Here is a 20,773-nt window from a genome sequence, read left to right on the forward strand (position 1 = left end):
TGTCCTCGCTCCGAAAGGTGAAACCCAGGAGTAGAACCGCGGTCACCGGCAAGAATGCCGGGCAACGGAAATCCCGTTGCCAGTCGAATACCCCGCACCGGATGCTGACTCTTATGTTCGTCGATTCCGTCGATTCAGACATAGCGCCCAGCGGTACGCTGCTCGGCCTCCTCCAGAGGGGCCGCGGCGACGGAACGCTGCACGCGCTCGCCGCGCCGCGCGCCGAGGCGCTCGGCGCGCTACGGCACTGCGTGCTGCACGACCCCAGGCGGGACTGGCAGGTCGAGCACCGCTCCCTGTACTACGCCCGTCTGCACAGCGAGCTGGACGCCGGGCTCGACGACATCGCCGCGCACCTCTTCGCCCCCGCGGACCTGCTCTGCACCCCCGAAGAGGCCGAGAGCCGCACCGGGCTCGCCCTCTCCGTCCTCGGTCACCTCGCCTCCTACGCGGCGGCCCGGGGCGGGAACCCCGCGAACCCGCAGGACAACGCGCCCCTGCGGCTGCTGCGCCGCTATGCCACCACCGGCACCAACTGGCAATGGGCGCTGGACGAGCTCGCCGTCCGCGACACCGACGCCGGACTGCGGCCCCTGGGCCCTGCCGTGCTGGCCCGCTTCCCGCGCACCCCGGAGGGCGACGCCGAGCTCGCCGAAGCCGCGCGCGACGCCTTCGAACCCCGCCCCTGGCGGCTGTGGGCGGAGGACCCCGCACACCCCGAGCAGGCCGAGCGGCTGCGCCGGGCCCGGGAGTGCCGCTCCTTCGACCGCTGGCAGCGCCAGCTCCGCAGCCCCGGACCGCGGCCCGGCTGGAGCGTGCGGGAGATCCTCGACTGGGCACAGGACGGCCACGACCAGCACCCCCGCCAGCACCGCGAGGCCCCCGCCGCCCGCTGCCTGTCCGCCGTCGCCGGGCCCGAGGACCGCCCGCTGCTGCTGGCCGCGGCGCGCGGGCCCCACGAGGCCGCGCGGGCCGCCGCCCTGCGGCACCTGGCCGACCGCAACGACCCCGACGTCCTCGACCTCGTCGAGGAAGCCGCCGCCGACCCGGCCGAGACCGTCGCCGGTGCCGCCACCTCCGCCTTCGCCCGCATGCGGTCCCTGGCCGCGCTGGAGCGCGCCCGCCGGTGGGCCGCCGCACCCGAGGGTGCCCTGCCGTCCGGGCTGGCCACCGTCGCCGCCGAGATGCTGGCCTGCCGGGGCGGTGAGCAGGACGCCGAGGCGGTCCTCGCGGCGCTGCGCCGCACCATCCGCCTGGAAGGCCCCGACAGCCCGGCACTGTGGCCGCTGGTGGACGGTGCCGGGCGGCTGTCCATCGGCTGCGCGGCACCGGTGCTGCGGCACATCTACCGGGAGACCGCCTCCTCCCAGTTGCGCGGGCGCACCGCCCGCTCCCTCGCCGTCACCGACCCCTCCTTCCCCGCCGGGTTCGCCATCGAGTGCCTGTGGGACTGCGAGGAATCCACCCGGCAGGTCGCCGCCGAGCACGCCGCGACCGGAGACGCCCGCGTCGTGGAGCGGCTGCGCAGGCTGGCCGCCGATCCGGCCGAGGAGGCGGGAGTCCAGACCGCCGTCCGCGGCCGCCTCACCCCGCCCGCCTGATCGGCCCTTCCGCCTGCCGGCGCCGCACGGCGCGCAAGGGGGCACCCGGGCCTCTCCGCCTTGCGGTGGAGCGTGCCGGGGGCACCATGGAGGGCGTGGACGGCCGCTGGGAGTTCTGGGTGGACAGGGGCGGAACGTTCACGGACGTGATCGGCCGACGGCCGGACGGCACCCTCGTGAGCCGCAAGGTGCTGTCCCACGACCCGGCGCGGCCCGGCCGGGACGCCGCGGTGGCCGGCATCCGCGCGCTGCTGGAGGTGCCGGCCCGCGAACCGGTCCCGGCCGACCGGATCGACGTCGTCAAGATGGGCACCACGGTCGCCACCAACGCGCTCCTGGAACGCACGGGCGAGCCCACGGTCCTGGTCACCACCCGGGGCTTCCGGGACGCCCTCACCATCGCCTACCAGAACCGGCCCCGCCTCTTCGACCGCCGCATCGTGCTGCCGGAGGCGCTCCACGACCGCGTCGTGGAAGTCCCCGAGCGGCTGGCCGCCGACGGCACCGTGGTGCTGCCGCTGGACCGCGAAGCGGCGGCGCGCGCCCTCCGTGAGGCACACGAGGCGGGTTTCCGCAGCGCCGCCGTCGTCCTGCTGCACGCCTACCGGTATCCCGCCCACGAGCGCGAGGTCGCCCGTCTCGCCCGCGCGGCGGGCTTCTCCCAGGTGAGCTGTTCGCACGAGGTCAGCCCGCTGATCAAACTGGTGCCCCGCGGCGACACGACCGTCGCCGACGCCTACCTCTCGCCCGTGCTGAGCCGCTACGTGGCGGACGTGGCGGACGAACTGCACGGTGTGCGACTGATGTTCATGCAGTCGAACGGCGGACTGCGGGAGGCGCGGCACTTCCGGGGCAAGGACGCCGTGCTCTCGGGACCGGCGGGCGGTGTCGTGGGCATGGCCCGCAGTTGCGCGGAGATCGGGCAGGGGCGGGTCATCGGCTTCGACATGGGCGGTACCTCCACCGACGTGTCGCACTACGCGGGCGCGCTGGAGCGGGTGTTCGGTACGCAGGTCGCCGGGGTGCGGATGCGCGCGCCGATGATGGACATCCACACAGTGGCGGCCGGCGGCGGCTCGGTGCTGCATTTCGACGGCGCCCGCTACCGTGTCGGCCCCGATTCGGCGGGCGCGGTCCCCGGCCCCGCCTGCTACCGCCGCGGCGGTCCGCTGACCGTGACCGACGCGCAGGTGATGCTGGGCCGTATCCAGCCCGCGTACTTCCCCGCCGTCCTCGGCCCGGACGGCGACCTCCCGCCGGACGTGGAGGCGGTCCGCGCGGGTTTCGGCCGGCTCGCCGCCCGGACCGCCGACGGCCGCAACCCCGAGCAGGTCGCGGCCGGGTTCCTGGAGATCGCCGTCCTGAACATGGCGAACGCCGTCAAGAAGATCTCCGTGCAGCGCGGCCACGACGTCACCCGCTACGCGCTGGCCAGCTTCGGCGGCGCGGGCGGGCAGCACGCCTGCGCGGTCGCCGACGAACTGGGCATCGGCACGGTGGTGGTGCCCCCGAGGGCCGGAGTGCTGTCCGCGTACGGGATCGGCGTGGCGGACGCCACCGTGCTGCGGGAGCAGTCCGTCGAGGAGGAACTCGGCGCGGAGCGGCTCGTCCGGGTGCGGGACCTGTGCGCGCGCCTGGAGCGGCAGGCCCGGGACGAGTTGCGCGACGACGGCATTCCCGACGAGGCCATCAGCACCACCGCGCGGCTGCAGTTGCGGTACGCCGGAACGGACGCCGCGCTGACCGTCCCGCTGGGCGGTGCGGAGCGGATGGCCCGCGACTTCGCGGCCGAGCACCGGTCGCGCTACGGATTCACCATGGACAAGCCGCTGGTGGTCGCCACCGCGGTGGCGGAGGCGACCGGCAGAGCCGGGCGGGTCGCCGCGCAGGCCCCCGCGTCCGGATCCGCCAGAGGCGCCGCGCAGCCGCACGACGTGGTGCGGATGTTCACGGACGGGCAGTGGCAGGACACCCCGCTCCACCGGCGGGAGGAACTGCGTCCCGGGCAGCGGGTGGCCGGACCCGCCGTCGTGGTGGAGGCCGACGCCACCACCGTGGTCGAACCGGGCTGGGCGGCCGCGGCCGACCCGCGCGGGCACCTGGTGCTGACCCGGGTCCGGGCCAGGGCGGCGGGGCCGGCGGTGGGCACCGGGGTCGACCCGGTGCGGCTCGAGGTCTTCAACAACCTCTTCATGGCGATCGCCGAACAGATGGGGGCACGCCTGGAGAAGACCGCGCACTCCGTCAACATCAAGGAGCGGCTCGACTTCTCGTGCGCGCTCTTCGACCCGGGGGGCAACCTCGTCGCCAACGCGCCGCACATTCCGGTGCACCTGGGCTCCATGGGCGACACCGTCAAGGAGGTGCTGCGGCGCAGGGGCGACGAGCTGCGCCCGGGGGACGTCTACGCCGTCAACGACCCGTACCACGGGGGCACCCACCTGCCGGACATCACGGTGGTGACGCCCGTCTTCGGCCAGGCGGGCGACCGGCTGCTCTTCCTGGTCGCCTCGCGGGGCCACCACGCCGAGATCGGCGGCCTCACGCCCGGCTCGATGCCCGCCTTCAGCCGCACCGTCGAGGAGGAGGGCGTGCTGTTCGACACCTGGCTGCTGGTGCGCGGCGGGCGGCTGCGCACCGAGGAGACCCGCGCGCTGCTCACCGGCGCCCGCCACCCCTCCCGGGACCCGGACGCCAACCTCGCCGACCTGCGCGCCCAGATCGCCGCCAACGAGAAGGGCATCGCGGAGCTGCGCGCGACGATCGAGCAGTACGGCCTCGACGTAGTGCAGGCGTACATGCAGCATGTGCGCGACAACGCGGAGGAATCCGTGCGCCGGCTCGTCGCCGGACTGCGGGACGGCGCCTGCGCGTACGAGACCGACAGCGGTGCCGTGATCCGGCTGGCCGTCACCGTGGACCGGGCCGGCCGCTCGGCCCTGCTCGACTTCACCGGTACCTCGGCGCAGCGCGAGGACAACCTGAACGCGCCCAGCTCCGTGGTGCGGGCCGCGGTGCTCTACGTCCTGCGGACGCTGGTGGCCGAGGACATCCCGCTCAACAGCGGCTGCCTGGTCCCGCTGGAGGTGCGCATCCCGGCCGGGTCGATGCTCGCGCCCGTCCGCCCCGCGGCCACCGTCGCGGGCAACGTGGAGACGTCGCAGGCCGTCACCGGCGCGCTCTACGCGGCGCTGGGCGTGCAGGCCGAGGGCTCGGGGACGATGAACAACCTCACGTTCGGGAACGCGCGCGTCCAGTACTACGAGACCGTCGCCAGCGGTGCGGGCGCGGGGGACGGGTTCGACGGCGCCGACGCGGTCCAGACGCACATGACCAATTCGCGGCTGACCGACCCCGAGGTGCTGGAGTCCTGCTACCCGGTACGGGTGGAGGACTTCCGCATCCGCCGCGGCAGCGGCGGCGCCGGCCGCCGGCACGGCGGCGACGGCGTGGTGCGGCGCCTGCGCTTCCTGGAACCGGTCACCGTGGCACTGCTGACGAGCCACCGGCGGGTGCCTCCCTACGGGATGGCGGGCGGCTGCCCGGGCGCGCTCGGGGACAACGCGGTGGAGCGCGCGGATGGCACCCGCACCCGGCTGGCCGGGCGCGACGTGGCGGAACTGGCCGCGGGGGACGTGCTGGTGCTGCGCACCCCCGGTGGCGGCGGCTACGGCACCCCGCCGCCGGACTGACCCGCAGCGCCCGCCGGGCGGACGGCCGGACGCGCACCCGGCCGGTTCCGCGGCCCCCGTGTTGTCCCCTTTCCGGCCGGTGCGGTTCACTTCAGCCATGAGCGACCACGTGCTGGACCAACTCCGCGGCGAACGAGAGCTGTTGGAGCGCACCAGCACGGCGGAGCGGGTCGCGGGCCTGCTGCGCACCCGGATCATCGAGGGCGGCTTCCTGCCGGGCATGCGGCTCGCGGAGGAGGACATCGGCAGCGCGCTCGGGGTCTCGCGCAACACCCTGCGCGAGGCGTTCCGGCTGCTCACCCACGAGCGGCTGCTGGTGCACGAACTCAACCGGGGCATGTTCGTGCGCAAGCTCACCGTCGAGGACCTGGCCGACTTGTACCGGGTGCGCCGCCTCCTGGAGTGCGCCGCGCTGCGCGAACCGGCCGGGCCGCCCTGCCCGGAGCGGGCCGTGGCGGCGATGGCGGCAGCGGTGGCGGCCGGGCGGGACGCGGCGGAAGCGCACCGGTGGCGCGATCTGGGAACCGCCAACATGCGCTTCCACCAGGGCCTCGTACAGTTGGCCGGCAGCCCGCGCACCGATGAGATGATGCGCGGGGTGCTGGCCGAACTGCGGCTCGTCTTCCAGACGATGGACGATCCCCGCCGCTTCCACGAGCCCTACCTGCCGCGCAACGAGCAGATCCTGCGTACCCTTCGGGAGGGCGACCGGCCGGGTGCGGAACTGCTGCTCGCCGACTATCTCGACGACTCCCGCCGCCAGCTCGCCGAGGCGTACGCCCGCCGGCTGGGCTGACCCGGTGCGTGGTCGCCCGGGGCGGCCGTCCGGGACCGGCTGGCGCGCGGCGTGCGGCAACCGCCCGGACCGTGACAACCGTGCCGTTTCGGATCCTGTCAGGGTGACCGCATAATGTGTGCGTCGTGACTGAGAGCGCCACCACGACGAGCACCCCGCCGGGGACCGGTGCGGCCGCACCCTCCCCGGCTCCGGGCCCCGCGGCCGACGAGGGCCTGGCCCGCCGCCTGCGCGCGCTCGCCTGCACCGCGCCGCTGCACGACCTCGACACCCGCAAGGCCAATCTCGCGGGCGAGTACCGCGCCTACGAGATGGCCGAGCTGGCGCTGGCCGCCATCGACCTGGTCACCCTCCAGATGGACTTCGACACCGGTGCCGACCACGACCAGGTCGTCGCCAAGCTGCTGCCGCGGGTCGCGGCGCAGGCGCCCGGGCGCGCCACCGCCGAGCACGAACGCGTGGCCCGCTGGGTGCTGGAGAACATGATCAACGTCGGCAGTGTGGACCGTGGCTTCCGCGCCGTCTACGGCACGTTCGGCCCCGACGGCAGCTATGTGCGGCGGGACTACGACTTCAAGCTCGTCGAAGAGGTGCCGGGGCCCGGCGGCAGCGTGTATCTGCGCACCACCGACGAGGCCGTCAACGTCCTGGTCGGCGCGCTGGACACGGATGTCACCAGCGCTCAGATCGCCGCCGAGGTCAAGCTGGAGGTCCTCATCAGCCGCGGCCGCCTCGCCGACGCCCAGCTCGCCGCGGAACAGGCCCGCTACCGCACGGTCCAGTACGCGGAGACGCTGCGCCGCACCCTGGAGGCCACCCGGCGCGACGTGCGGGCCGTCGACTGGCTGAGCGCCGTCCCCGACATGATCAACGAAGCCCTCGACCACGTCGCCGACCGCTACCGCCACGAGAACGCCATCCTCACCAACATCCGCAAGGCCCGCGACGAGGCCGCCGCCGAACGGGGGCCGGACCACAAGCGCCGTGCCGCCGAACTGGTCGACATCGTCAAGGACTGCATCCGCCGGCACACCCAGCTGCAGTCCCGGCTGCTGGAGGCCGGCCCGCTCTTCCGCGCCGAGCAGGACCGGCAGTCCTTCGCGCCGCCCGCCGTCCGTGCCGGACTCGACCTCCACGGCCAGCTCCTGGCGCCCGTGCTGCCGCTGGCGCTGTCGGAAGCGAGCCGGGTGACCGACGCCTTCTTCGCCCGCGGCACCGGGCTGCGCACGCCCGGCACCGTGCGGCTGGGCGACCTCACCGACCTGCTGCTGACCCCGCCGGCCCCCCGCGAGCACCTCGGCGCGGAGATGCCCGAGCCCGACCTGGTCGCCACCCCCGACGACAGCCGGTTCAGCGAGGAGCAGTTCGCGGCGGCCACCGAACTGCTGGAGCTGCCGCCGGACGCGCCGCGGCGGCTGTCCGGACTGCTGGCCGACGCCCGCCGGCGCGACCCGGAGCTGCCGTATCTGATCGCCCTCCTCGCCATCCACGCCGCGAGCCCACCGGTGGGCACGGCCTACCGGCAGGGCGAGCAGCGGCTGCTGTTCGCCGTCGACGACGGAGAGCAGCTCGACGACCCCGAGTTCGGCGGAGCCGACCTGATCGTGGGCACGGCCCTGCTGGACGCGGCGGGCATGGCCGCGGACCGGACGGAGGCCGCGTGAGCCCGCTGCCCGCCGCGTCCCGGCACTCTTGCGAACTGGAGCGACCATGACTGACCCCGCGCCGGAGCCCGAGCACGAGGAGCGGCCCGCCGACCCCGGCCCGACGCCGCGGGTGACCCCCGCGGACGCCGCCGACGCGGCCCGCCTGGTCTCCTTCGGCCTGCAGCCGAAACTGGCGCCCGCCCGGGACGCCGAGTACACCGAACTCCTGCGCCGCTACCGCGACGAGCCGCCCTTCGCACGGCTGGCCGACGCCGTCGCCACCGGACTGGGCCTGGTCGTGCTGGAGGTCTCCACCCGGGCCGGCATGGCGCTGGCCGCCGCGGAGGACTCCGTCTTCGCCGTCCGCATGGGCGACTACGCGCGCCGGGCCGGCGCCGACTCGGCGGACCGCTTCCTGCACGGCCTCGCCCATCTGGCCTGCGCCGCGATGGCCTTCCCGCGCCCGGAGGACCTGGCCGACGACGGGTACATCGGCCGGATCAGCGTCAACGGTGTGGACTCCTTCGTGCGGCAGGCGTGCCGCAGGCTGGAGGAGCGCGCCGAGGCCGACGGCGAGAACACCGACCCGGCGACCGACGCGCCCGGGCTGGAGGCCGCCTGGCGGGTCTACGCCCGGCGCAGCGCGACCGGCGCCACCAAGGACGCGCGGCGGCTCGCCGGTTCCACCACCGGCATCATCGCCAAGGCCGCCGCCTTCCTCGCCGACTCCGGGTTCCTCCAGCGCACCGGGGACGACGCGGGCGGCACCTACCGCACCACCGCGCGCTACCAGTTGCAGGTCCGCGACATGGCGGGCAGTGCCGCCATGGCCGAACTGCTGGAACTGGGCGTCGTACCCGTCTCGGACGGTACGGCCAGCCTGCTTCCGCCCCAGGACGACGATCCGGACCTGGTTCCGGACGCCGGACTGCCCTTCCACTCCTGACCTGCCCGCCCCTTCGGGCACCGCCCGCCCCAGCAACGAGAGCCCCGCCGCCATGTACGAGCTGTCCCGGATCCGCCTCTACTCCATCGGGCCCGCCGGTGCGCGCTACGCCGACACCGTGCTGGACCTGCGCGGGGTGGGCGAACCGGTGCCCAGCCCCGCACCGACGCAGGCGGACTTCTTCGAGGAGGAGCCGCAGGGCCCACCGCGCCGCCCCGCCCCCGCCGGGGTGCTCTTCCTGGAGAACGGCGGCGGCAAGTCCGTCCTGCTCAAACTGATCTTCTCGGTGATGCTGCCCGGTCACCGCAACACCCTGGGCGGCGCCAGCTCGGGCGTGCTGCGCAAGTTCCTGCTCGCGGACGACTGCGGGCACGTCGCGCTGGAGTGGCAGCACACCAGGACCGGCGAGACCATCGTCGTCGGCAAGGTCAGCGAGTGGCGCGGCCGCCAGGTCTCCGGTGATCCGCGCAAGTTCGCCGAGGCGTGGTACTCCTTCCGGCCGGGCCCCGGCCTGTCCCTGGACTCCCTCCCGGTCGCCGAGTCGGCGGCGCTGCGGCCGCGGGCCGAGGGCGCGTCCTCGGCCCGCGGCAGACGGCGCACCATGAAGGGCTTCCGCGACGTCCTGGCCGAGACCGGCAAGGCGTACCCGAACCTGGACGTGGTCTGGGAGGAGATCCACGAACGCTGGAACGAGCATCTGACCACACTCGGCCTCGACCCCGAACTCTTCCGCTACCAGCGCGAGATGAACGCCGACGAGGGCGAGGCCGCGGGCCTGTTCGCCGTCAAGAACGACTCGGACTTCACCGACCTGCTGCTGCGCGCCGTCACCGACACCCGCGACACCGACGGACTCGCCGACCTGGTGCACGGCTTCGCGCACAAGCTCGGCCGCCGCGCCGAGCTGACGGCCGAGCGCGACTTCACCGCCGGTTCCCTGGAGCATCTGCACCGCATCACCGAGACCGCCGAGGCCCGGGCCAGGGCCCGGGAGATCCACGCCGGGGCCGAGCGCCGCACCCGGCAACTGGCCCGCCGCCTCACGGCACGCGGCTCCCAGGAGCGAGGCCGCGCCGCCGAGCTGGCCGAGCAGCTGCAGCAGGCGCAGGAGTCGGTGACCGGTGCCGAGGACGCGCGCACCCGCACCTCCCGTACCGCCGCCGAGCTGGCCTACCGGCACGCCTCGCTGGCGCTGGCCGCCGCGGAGAAGTCGGCGGCGGCGCACAAGCGCGAACTGAGCGAGGCCCGCACCCTGCACTCCGCCTGGCAGGCGGCCGAGACCGTGCTCGCGCACCGGACCGCCGCCGACCGTTCGGCCCGGGTGGCCGCCGCCATCCAGGAGGCCGAGCGCGATGCAGCCCCCGCCCTGGAGGCCCGCGCCCGGGCCGCCGGCGCGCTGGTGGGCGCCCTCAACGCCGCGGCCCGGGACAGCGAGTGCATCGCCGGTGAGCAGGAGGAGCGCTCCGCCGCGCTGCAGCACGAGAGCGAGGCCGCGCACCGGGACGCCACCGCGGCCGCCACCGAGGGGGAGCGCGCCCGCAGCGAGGCCGAACACCTGCGCCAGCGCCGCGCCGAGGTGGAAGCGGAGATGGAACAGGCGGTCCGGGCCGGCTGGCTCGACGACAGCGACCCGGAGGCCGACCCGGCGCGCGCCGCGCTGGCGGCCGGCGACGCGGAGAAGAGCGCGGTCGCCGCGTTCGACACGGCCCGGGAAGCGGCGGTGCGCGGCGGTGAGCGTGCCCGGGAGCTGGCCGACCGGCACGCGAGCGCCGAACTCCACGCCGCCCGCGCCGCGGACGCCGCGGACGCCGCGGAGGGGGCGTACACCGCCGAGCGCGCCGCGGCCGAAACCCTCGGCGCCGAGGAGCGGCTGGCCGAACTCCTCGGACTGCCCGACCGCCCGGCGGCCGCCGCCGCGGGGAGCACGGGGGCCGCCGGGCCCTCCCGCCCCTCCGTACCGGGCCAGCGGGACGCGGGCAGCGCCCCCGACGCGCAGGCGTCCCCCGCGGACACCGCACCCGCGGCCGGCCGGAGCACCGGCGGGGTACCCGGCCAGGGCGGCGCCCCGGAGGACGGACCGGGACGGGGCGCGCCGCCCGCTCCCCGCGCGGTGCCCGACCACGGCACCCCGGCCGCCCAGGGGCCGCTCACGGCGGAGGAACTGGACCGCAGCGCCGGGACGCTCCAGGAACTGCTGGACGAGGGCGTGGCCGCGGCCGAGCGGCAGCTCTTCGAGCTGCGGACGGCGGCCGCTGACGACTCCAGGATGCTCGGCGCGCTCGGTGACGGCGGACTCCTGCCGCCCGGACCCGATGTGACCGCCACCGTCGAGTATCTGGGCGAGCACGGGGTCCCCGCGCTGCCCGGCTGGCGCTATCTCGCCCAGGCCGTCGACCCGGCCGACCACGCCGCGGTGCTCGCGGCCCGGCCGGAACTGGTCGACGGTGTCATCATCACCGACCCGGAGAGCCACGCGCGCGCCCGGGAAGTGCTGGCCGGGGCGGTGCTGCTGCCCCGCTCCGCGGTGGCCGTCGGCACCTCCGCCGCGCTGCTGGCCCCCGCGCCGGCGCCGGACGGCGGCGGGGAGGGCGCTGCCGCCGGGCAGGTGTTCCTGGTACCGCCCAACCCGGCGATGCACGACGAGCACGCGGCCGACGGCGAGCGCGGCCGGTTGCGGGAGCGCGCCGCCACCCGGGACGAGGAGATCCGCGGTCTCGCCGCCCGGCTCTCCGCCGACCGGGCGCTCGCCGCCCGGCTCGCCTCCTGGCGCGGGGGCTGCCCCGAAGGCCGCCTCGTCGAGCTCGCCGAGGCCGCGGCCCGGGCCCGCGAGGCCGCCGAAGCCGCCCAGCGGCACCTCACCGAGGTCCGCGAGGACCGCGCGGAGGCCGACGAACAGGCCGCCGAGACGGCCCGGGTCCGCGACGAGCGCCAGGAAGCCGCCCAGCGCGCGCGCCGTGCCGCCGACGCGCTCGCGGGGCTCGCCTTCCGGCTGCGGGAGCGCGCCGGCTGGCAGGCTCGGCTGCGCGAGCTGGCCGACGGCGTGGCCGCCGCCGGGGAACGTGCCGAGCAGTGTCTGGAACGGGCCCGCGCGGCCGACGAGGACCGCCGCGAGGCGCAGCGCGCCGCCGACGACGCGCGCCGGACTGCGCGCACCCTGCGCGCCGAACGGGCCGAGATCGCCGGCGTACCCGACGGCCCCGCGCAGCCGGATGCGGAAGCGGAAGCGGAGGCCGATGCGGGCCACGGCACGCCGGAAGCCGAGCGCACCGCGTCCCTGCCGGACCTGCGCGCCGCCTACCGCTCGGCCTCCCAGCTCTACGAGAAGGTGGGCGTCGGCGCCGACCTGCGCGCCGAACAGGCCCGCTCGGAGGGCGACGAGTCCGCGGCCAAGGCCGCCCTCGACCGGCTCAGCAACAAGGTGCGCACCCGCGCGGCCCAACTGCTCGAAGGCCCGGACGGCGCCGACGGCCCCTCCCGGCAGGCCGCGGCGGCCCGGGCCGAGGCACTCGTCCAGCGGCTGGAGGCGCGCGGCTCCGACATCAGCGAGCAGCTCGGCAGGTTCCGCGGCGAGGCCGAGCGCCTCTCGCCGAGCGAGGGCGAGCGCCACACCGAACTGCCGGACGAGCTGGTGCCCGCCGACGCCGCGCAGGCCCAGACCCTGCTGCGGACCGCCAACGCCGAACTCGCGGCCCGCGGCGACGAGCTGGACGCCGCGCGTGCCGCCCACACCGCGCTCCAGCGTGACCACTCCGCCGCGGAGGACGCCGCCGGCGGCTTCGACGAGACGGCGGCCGTCCTCCGCGACCTGCTGCGCGATCCGGCCGCCCCCGCCCCCGGCGGCGACGGCGAGGAGGCCCCCGAGCCGTATGCGGGCAGCCCGGCCGAGGCACGGCAGGCGGCCGCCGAGGCGAGACGGTCGCTGCGCGGCTGCGCCGCCGACCTCGGCGCGGCCGAGCAGTCCGTGCGCGAGGCATGCGAGGTGCTGGTGCGGCACGCCAACTCCAGCCGCTACGAGCAGGTCCGCACCCCGGCCCGGCAGCAGGTGCGCGAACTCCCGGCCTCGGCGCTGCCCGACCACGCGGCCGCCTGGGCGACGGCCTTCGCCCCCCGGCTGCGGGTCCTCACCGACGAGCTGGCCCAGTTGGAGCGCAACCGCGACAGCATCGTGGACCGGCTGCGCGGTCTGGTCGAGTCGTCACTGACCACGCTGCGTTCGGCGCAGCGGCTCTCCCGGCTGCCGGAGGGGCTGGGGGAGTGGTCCGGCCAGGAGTTCCTGCGCATCCGGTTCGACGACCCCGATCAGGTGACGTTGACCGAACGGCTGGGCGAGGTCATCGACGAGGCCACCCGTGCGGCGGTCCGCAAGAACTCCGATCTGCGCCGGGACGGCATGACGCTGCTGCTGCGCGGGGTGCACGCGGCGCTCCAGCCGCGCGGTGTCGCGGTGGAGATCCTGAAGCCGGACGCCGTGCTGCGGGCCGAGCGCGTTCCTGTCGGGCAGATGGGCGACGTCTTCTCCGGCGGACAGCTGCTGACCGCCGCCATCGCCCTGTACTGCACGATGGCGGCGCTGCGCAGCAACGACCGGGGGCACGACAAGCACCGGCACGCCGGCACGCTCTTCCTGGACAACCCCATCGGACGGGCCAACGCCACCTATCTGCTGGAGCTCCAGCGGGCGGTGGCCGACGCGCTGGGCGTCCAGCTCCTGTACACCACCGGGCTGTTCGACACGACGGCGCTGGCGGAGTTCCCGCTGGTGATCCGGTTGCGCAACGATGCCGACCTGCGGGCCGGGCTGAAGTACATCAGCGTGGAGGAGCACATGCGCCCCGGAGTGCCCCGGCCGGAGGCCGAGGAGGACGAGGCCGCGGTGCACGGGGAGATCACCGCGACACGGATGTTCCGCCGGCCCGGCCAGGATCCGTCCGGCGGTCAGGACGAGCCGCGCGCGCGGCCACCGGAGCCGGACGCCCGGCCGGACGTTCCCGCTCCTCAGCAGCCGGGTGACGCGTCGGATGCGGCACACTCCCCGCACGGCTGACCCCGGGGGCGGCGCCCGGAGCCTCGGCGCCGCCCCGCTCCGTCCCGGTGCCCGCCGTGCGGTGGCGGTCGGCCAGCGCCCGGCGTCTGGCGGCGCTGCTGGGTTCGGAGAGCACCCCGTGCCGCTGTACCCACACCTGCCGGGTGATCCACACGTCGAGGACCGCCCACGTCGCCACGACGGTGCTGCCGATGGTCGACAGCACCATCGGGAACGCCAGCCAGACGGCAGCCAGCGAGCAGAAGAACGCGACCATGAGCTGCACCAGCGTCAGTGCCGCGACGATCACCGCTCGTACCGCCGCCGTCCGTACCGGGTCCGGCAGGCGGGGTTTCGCATACATCTCTTTCACTCCCCCTTCACTACCCCCTGATCCTCCCACGCTTCCGTAAACGTGGGCTGTGCCACACACTTCGAACGTCCGGAGGGGCATCGACGGACAACTCAGGATGAGGCACCCTGGACTGCCTGGTCGAACGCTCTCGCACGCCTACGAGTTGCCGGCGCCCCAGTAGTAAGCTCAGGCCGTTTGCTGTCGGTACACACCCCCCGTGCGCTGGGGACGACGTAGGGGAGGCCATGCGCTTTCGCGGGAAGTCCATCCGCCGGAAGATCGTGGTGCTGCTGCTGGTGCCGCTGGTCTCCCTGCTGTCCATCTGGGGCTTCGCGACCTACATCACCGCCACCGAGGCGAACAGCCTGCTGCGCCTGGACGAGGTGACCCACAGGATCGGTGAGCCGTCCGAGGACGCCGTCCGCGCCCTCCAGCAGGAGCGCCGCCAGATCATGGTCCAGGTGGCCGATCCGGGTGGCGACAAGGGGCTGTCGAAGCTGCACGAACTCCAGCGCACCACGGACCGCGAGGCCGCCGCGGTGCGCCGGAACGCGGACGACAGTGGCCTGCGCGCCGAGCTCGGACCCGACTCCGAGGCCCGGCTGGACGACTTCCTGGAGGCCCTGGACGGGCTGAAGACGCTGCGGACCCGGGTGGAGCAGGACACCATCACCCGGGGCGGTGCCTTCCAGGCGTACAACGAACTGATCGACCCCGCCTACGCGCTGGTCAACTCGCTCAGTGCGGTGGACGACATCGACCTGGAGAAGCAGGGCCGGGCCCTGGTCGGTGTGAACCGCGCGCGTGAGTACCTCTCCCGGGAGGACGCGCTGATGGCCGCCGCATACGCGGCCGGGCAGTTCACCCGCGGTGACCAGCGGGCGCTGTCGGACCGGGTCGCCGAGCGCAACATCGCCTACGAGAGCAACCTCCCCACGCTGCCCGCCGAGGACCGGCAGTTGTTCGAGAACTACTGGAACAGCAGCGACGGCCGCACCCTGCGCAGCTACGAGGACGCCGTCATCGCCGCCGGACCGCGCACCACCGAGGGGCCGGTCAGCGAGGAGCGCTGGCGGTTCGCCATGAACACCGTCATGCACGACCTCCGGAAGATGGCGAAGCAGACCCATCAGCGCTACCACGAGCGCGTCGACCCGGTCGCCACCCGGGTGCTCGTCCAGGCGGCGGCCGCCGGCGTGCTGGGCTTCCTCGCGGTGCTCGCCTCCCTCGTCATCTCCATCCGCGTCGGCCGCGGCCTGGTCCGCGACCTGAACACGCTGCGCAAGGAGGCCGGCGAGGCCGCCGGTGAGCGCCTCCCGAGCGTGATGCGCCGACTGGCCGCCGGTGAACGGGTGGACGTCGAGAGCGAGTCGCCCCGCCTGGAGTACCCGCAGGACGAGATCGGCCAGGTGGGCCAGGCCCTCGACACCCTCCAGCGCGCGGCCGTCGAAGCCGCCGTCAAACAGGCCGACATGCGGCGCGGCGTCTCCGAGGTGTTCGTCAACCTCGCCCGCCGCAACCAGGTGCTGCTGCACCGCCAACTCACCCTGCTCGACGCGATGGAGCGACGTACCGAGGACGCCGACGAACTCGCCGACCTCTTCAAGCTCGATCACATGACCACCCGGATGCGCCGGCACGCCGAGGGCCTGGTCATCCTCTCCGGTGCGACGCCGTCGCGGCAGTGGCGCAAGCCCGTCCAGTTGATGGACGTCGTACGGGCCGCCGTCGCCGAGGTCGAGGACTACGAGCGGATCGAGGTGCGCAGGCTGCCCCGGCTCGCCGTGGACGGCAGCGCGGTCGCCGACCTGACCCACCTGATCGCCGAACTGCTGGAGAACGCCACGGTCTTCTCCCCGCCGCACACCGCCGTGCAGGTGCTGGGGGAGCGCGTCGCCAACGGCTTCACCCTGGAGATCCACGACCGCGGCCTGGGCATGACGGCCGAAGCGATGCTGGACGCCAACCTGCGGCTCGCCGAGACCCCCGAGTTCGAGCTGTCCGACACCGACCGGCTGGGCCTGTTCGTGGTCTCGCGGCTGGCTCAGCGCCAGGGCGTCCGGGTCTCGCTGCAGCCCTCGCCCTACGGCGGAACCACCGCGGTCGTCCTCATCCCCGGCGCGGTCCTCACCGAGACCCCCGGCCGCGGCGACGAGCCGCGCGGTCTCCACGGTGCCGCGGGCTCCCCCGCGGGAGCCGGCCGGCCGCTGGACGGCCCCGTCGAGCTGGAGGCCCCGCTGGAGGACGGGAGCCGGCCGGGTCAGGAGAGCGGGCCCCGCAAGCTGCCCCGCGGCCCGGGAGCACCCGCGGTCGCCCCGGCGGGAGAGCAGCACCAGCAGGCGCGGGACGAGACGGCTCCCGCCTCCCGCGCGGACTCCCGCGGCGGCTCCGGGAGCGCCCCGGCCCCCGCCGGGGACGCGGACTCCCGCACCGGCGGGAGCGAGCCCGCGGACGGCGGCCCCAAGCCCCTGCCCCGGCGCCGGCCGGGCGCCCCGGTCCTGGTCTCCGACAACGGGCGCACCGTCGACCCGGACCGCCAGACCCCGGCGGACCGGCCCGCGGGCGGCGGCCCCGCACCGCTGCCCCGCCGCAAGAAGCCCCGCACACATCCGCGCACCGGAGCGGACGGGCGTGCGCCCTCCGAGCAGACGCCTTCCGGGCAGGCGTCCTCCGCGGAGGCGTCCGACGCCGCCGCCCGGACGGGCTCCGGCAGCGAGCCGGGGAGCCGCGGGCGGCCGGCGGCGGCCACCGGGCCCGGAGGCACCGCCACCGGGCCGCACAGCGGCGAGGCAGCCACCGGCTCCGGCGCGGGCGGCACCTCCGGACGTGCGGACGGCACCTCTCCGGAAGGTACGCCGTCCGGAGGACCGGGCACCGGGGGCGAGCGCCCCGGCGGGCTGCCCCGCCGGGTGCGGCAGGCCAGCCTCGCACCGCAGCTCAAAGGGGACGCGCCGACGGTCAACACCCGTATGCCGCAGCCGCGGACGGATCCCCCAGGAACCAGCGCGCCGGAGGTCGCCGACCGCGACGCCGACGAAGTGCGCAGCAAGATGGCATCCCTCCAGCGCGGCTGGGAACGCGGCAGACGCGAGAGCGAACCGCCGCACGAGGCGGGGGAGTCAGCACCAGGAACAACACCGGGAAGGGACGGTCGATGACCGCACCAGACACCGCATCGCACCAGGCCGGAAGCGGTGAACTCAACTGGCTCCTCGACGAGCTGGTCCAGCGCGTCGCCAGTATCCGCAAGGCCCTCGTGCTCTCCGGGGACGGCCTCGCCAGAGGCGCTTCGGAGGGCCTGTCCCGCGAGGACAGCGAACACCTGGCGGCTGTCGCCTCCGGGTTCCACAGCCTCGCCAAGGGGGTGGGTCACCACTTCGGCGTCGGCGGCGTACGGCAGACCGTGGTCGAATTGGAAGAAGCGTTCCTCTTCGTGACGGCCGCCGGGGACGGGAGCTGCCTCGCCGTCCTGGCCGACCAGGACGCCGATGTCGGCCAGGTCGCCTACGAGATGACGCTCCTGGTCAAGCGCGTCGGGGCGCATCTGGGCACCGCACCGCGCAGCACCCCGGGCGACGGCGGCACGCCCGGAGCCGGGTGACGGCGCGGCGAGGATGACAGGCGACGGGACGAGGAGCGGGAGGAGGCGGGCCGGCCATGGCGGACCACTGGTTCGATGACGCGGCGGGACCCGTGGTGCGGCCGTACGCGATGACCCGCGGCCGCACGCGCAGCGGCGGCACGGACACGCAGCTCGACCTCATCGCCCTCGTCATCGCCGACGGCGCCGACGACGCGGACGGGGCGGAGCCGGGAGCGCTGTCCGCGGCCGAGGACAAGCTCCTCGCCGACCACTCCTTCGTCCCCGAGCACCACGACATCGTCGTGCTCTGTCGCCGCTCGCCGCTGTCGGTGGCGGAAGTGGCGGCAGAGCTCGACCTTCCCGTGGGGGTGGTACGCGTGCTGATCGGCGACCTGCTGGAGTCCGCACTGGTACGCGTCACCCGCCCCGTCCCTCCGGCGGAACTGCCGGACGAGAGCATCCTCAGAGAGGTGATCAATGGTCTTCGGGCGCTCTGAGCGGCGCGGCAGCAAGGCCCCCGCCGAACCGGTCACACTGAAGATCCTGGTGGCCGGCGGGTTCGGCGTCGGCAAGACCACACTGGTGGGGGCGGTCAGCGAGATCAAACCGCTGCGCACCGAGGAACTGCTGACCGAGGCCAGCCGCCCCGTGGACAGCACCCGCGGTGTGGAGGCGAAGACCACCACGACGGTCGCCATGGACTTCGGCCGGATCACCATCAACGAAGAGCTGGTGCTGTACCTGTTCGGCACACCGGGACAGGACCGGTTCTGGTTCCTGTGGGACGAACTGGCGACCGGCGCGCTGGGCGCCGTGGTGCTCGCCGACACCCGGCGGCTGGAGAACAGCTTCGCGGCCGTCGACTACTTCGAGCGCCGGGGCATCCCCTTCACGGTGGCGGTCAACTGCTTCGACGACGCCGAGCGGTACCCCGTCGAGCATGTCCGCGAGGCTCTCGACCTGGACGGCGGGATACCGGTGCTGCTGTGCGACGCGCGGCAGCGCGAATCCGCGCGCGACGTCCTCGTCTCGGTGGTCGAGCACGCCATGCGGATCGCCACCCGGACGACAGCCGGCACCTGAGGTCGGAGTTCAGCGCGCGGTGCCGGTGCCACGCCGCACGGCCCGCCTCCCGGCCCGGTGGCCTCCGTCGGACCCCTCGCTTCCCCGTCGGGCCGCCCGCGCCGTCTCCCGGCGGCCCCGCCGTGCCGGACCCCGGGCGGGGCCGACAGCGGCCCCGCCCGACCCGGTCTCAGCCGGACTGCTCCCAGCCGAAGCTGCGCTCCACGGCCTTGTGCCAGTTCGCGTACTCCTTCTCGCGCTCCTCCTCGCCCATCGAGGGCGTCCACTCCGCGTCCCGCTTCCAGTGGGCGCGCAGCTCCTCCAGGCCGGACCACACACCGGTCGCCAGCCCCGCGGCGTACGCCGCGCCCAGACAGGTGGTCTCGGCGACCACCGGCCGGATCACCGGTACGCCCAGCACATCGGCCTGATGCTGCATCAGCAGGCTGTTGGCGGTCATCCCGCCGTCCACCTTCAGCGAGGTGATCTCCACGCCGCTGTCCTGGTACATCGCGTCGACCACCTCGCGGGTCTGCCAGCTCGTGGCCTCCAGCACGGCCCGTGCCAGGTGCGCCTTGGTCACGTACCGGGTCAGCCCCGCGATGACTCCGCGCGCGTCCGAACGCCAGTACGGCGCGAACAGGCCGGAGAACGCGGGCACGATGTAGGCCCCGCCGTTGTCCTCGACACTGGCGGCCAGCGTCTCGATCTCCGCCGCGTCGTCGATGATGCCGAGCTGGTCGCGGAACCACTGCACCAGCGCGCCGGTGATCGCGATGGAGCCCTCCAGGCAGTAGACGGGTGCCTCGTCGCCCAGCCGGTAGCCCATCGTCGTCAGCAGTCCGTGCTTGCTGGGCACCGGCCGGTTTCCGGTGTTCAGCAGCAGGAAGGAGCCGGTGCCGTAGGTGTTCTTCGCCTCGCCCACGCCGTAGCACGTCTGCCCGAAGACGGCCGCCTGCTGGTCGCCGAGGGCCGAGGCCACCGGCACCCCGGCCAACTGCCCGACGGCCGTGCCGTACACCTCCGAGGAGGACCTGATCTCGGGCAGCACGGCGGCGGGGACATCCATCGCCTCCAGCACCGAGGCGTCCCACTCCAGGGACTCCAGGTTCATCAGCATGGTGCGGGAGGCGTTGGTGACATCGGTGACGTGCCGTCCGCCGTCGACGCCACCGGTCAGGTTCCAGATCAGCCAGGAGTCCATGGTGCCGAACGCGATCTCCCCGTCGAGCGCGCGCTGCCGCAGTCCGGGTACGTTGTCCAGCAGCCACGCGACCTTCGGCCCGGCGAAGTAGCTGGCCAGCGGCAGCCCCGTCCGGTCGCGGAAGCGGTCCTGGCCCACCTCGCCGCCCAGCTCCGTGCAGAGCGCCGAGGTCCGGGTGTCCTGCCAGACGATGGCGTTGTGCACCGGCCGGCCCGTCGCGCGGTCCCACAGCACCGTCGTCTCGCGCTGGTTGGTGATGCCGATGGCGCTGAGCTGGTCGGCGCGCAGCTCCGCCCGCTCCAACGCGCCCCCGACCACGGCCTGGACCTTCGTCCAGATCTCGTCGGCGTCGTGTTCCACCCAGCCGGGCTTGGGGAAGATCTGGCGGTGCTCCTGCTGGTCGACGGCGACGATTCCGCCCCGCTGGTCGAAGACGATGCAGCGGCTGGAGGTGGTGCCCTGGTCGATGGCAGCGACGTACTTGTCCGTCATGTTGTGACGACCCCTCGATAGGTGCGTTCGGACGTCCCGATCAGAATGCGGCCTTGCGGAGCGGTACGCCGCAGCCCCGCCGAGCAGAGCCCCCAGGCCCCGCCGATCGGCGGCTCCACCCGGCTGACGGCGGTGCCCGCGATGAGCGTGACGGCAGTGTTCAGCGCGGCTGAGGGGCAGTCAAGGCCGGGCGCACGACCACCTCGACACGCCCCCTCTGCGACGCTGCTGTCGCGACTGTCACCAGGGTGTCACCAGATCCCCACGCCCCCGCACGTCCCACCCCTCACGTGAACCGCTCCCGGGGGCCGGGCGTCCAGATGCATCAGGAACGGTGGCACGGGACCGACGGGGGTGATCCCGAGCCACCGTT

Annotated in this window: 11 protein-coding genes; 10 read left to right on the forward strand and 1 reads right to left on the reverse strand. The window is 74.6% G+C overall.

From position 1 onward, the window contains the following. Nucleotides 1-113 precede the first annotated feature (113 nt). From BMX65_RS27220 to BMX65_RS27270, 10 genes are all read left to right on the forward strand, one after another. A complete protein-coding gene (locus BMX65_RS27220) occupies nucleotides 114-1,601 on the forward strand; it encodes a hypothetical protein (RefSeq protein WP_075002996.1) in 1,488 nt (495 codons plus the stop codon). 95 nt (nucleotides 1,602-1,696) lie between these two features. Further along, nucleotides 1,697-5,293, forward strand: coding sequence for a hydantoinase B/oxoprolinase family protein (locus BMX65_RS27225; protein WP_075003030.1), 3,597 nt, complete (start codon nucleotides 1,697-1,699; stop codon nucleotides 5,291-5,293). A gap of 97 nt (nucleotides 5,294-5,390) precedes the next feature. Next, entirely contained in the window at nucleotides 5,391-6,089 is a 699-nt protein-coding gene (locus BMX65_RS27230) for a GntR family transcriptional regulator (RefSeq protein ID WP_075002997.1), read from the forward strand. 125 nt (nucleotides 6,090-6,214) lie between these two features. Beyond that, nucleotides 6,215-7,753: a hypothetical protein gene (locus BMX65_RS27235; protein ID WP_075002998.1), complete on the forward strand. Its 1,539-nt coding sequence runs from the start codon at nucleotides 6,215-6,217 to the stop codon at nucleotides 7,751-7,753. Between the two features lie 46 nt (nucleotides 7,754-7,799). Beyond that, nucleotides 7,800-8,681, forward strand: a complete 882-nt coding sequence (locus BMX65_RS27240; protein ID WP_075002999.1) for a hypothetical protein — start codon at nucleotides 7,800-7,802, stop codon at nucleotides 8,679-8,681. A gap of 52 nt (nucleotides 8,682-8,733) precedes the next feature. Next, a complete protein-coding gene (locus BMX65_RS27245; RefSeq protein WP_075003000.1) occupies nucleotides 8,734-13,725 on the forward strand; it encodes a coiled-coil domain-containing protein in 4,992 nt (1,663 codons plus the stop codon). Nucleotides 13,726-14,304: 579 nt separating this feature from the next. Next, nucleotides 14,305-17,217 carry a nitrate- and nitrite sensing domain-containing protein gene (locus BMX65_RS27255; protein WP_075003001.1) on the forward strand — a complete coding sequence of 971 codons (2,913 nt, stop codon included), beginning with the start codon at nucleotides 14,305-14,307 and terminating at the stop codon, nucleotides 17,215-17,217. Next, complete coding sequence (locus BMX65_RS27260) at nucleotides 17,214-17,660, forward strand: roadblock/LC7 domain-containing protein (RefSeq protein WP_075003002.1); 447 nt, start codon at nucleotides 17,214-17,216, stop codon at nucleotides 17,658-17,660. The genes BMX65_RS27255 and BMX65_RS27260 overlap by 4 nt, the downstream gene beginning before the upstream one ends. A gap of 56 nt (nucleotides 17,661-17,716) precedes the next feature. Beyond that, nucleotides 17,717-18,139: a DUF742 domain-containing protein gene (locus tag BMX65_RS27265; protein WP_075003003.1), complete on the forward strand. Its 423-nt coding sequence runs from the start codon at nucleotides 17,717-17,719 to the stop codon at nucleotides 18,137-18,139. Beyond that, nucleotides 18,120-18,725: a GTP-binding protein gene (locus BMX65_RS27270; RefSeq protein ID WP_075003004.1), complete on the forward strand. Its 606-nt coding sequence runs from the start codon at nucleotides 18,120-18,122 to the stop codon at nucleotides 18,723-18,725. Before BMX65_RS27265 ends, BMX65_RS27270 begins: the two co-directional genes overlap by 20 nt. Before the next feature lie 169 nt (nucleotides 18,726-18,894). On the opposite strand, the gene glpK is transcribed toward BMX65_RS27270, so the two are convergent. Further along, on the reverse strand, nucleotides 18,895-20,400 hold the full coding sequence (glpK, locus tag BMX65_RS27275) for a glycerol kinase GlpK (protein ID WP_075003005.1): 1,506 nt from the start codon (nucleotides 20,398-20,400) through the stop codon (nucleotides 18,895-18,897). Nucleotides 20,401-20,773: the final 373 nt, after the last annotated feature.

It is taken from the genome of Streptomyces qinglanensis (assembly GCF_900111245.1).
Taxonomy (GTDB): Bacteria; Actinomycetota; Actinomycetes; order Streptomycetales; family Streptomycetaceae; genus Streptomyces; species Streptomyces qinglanensis.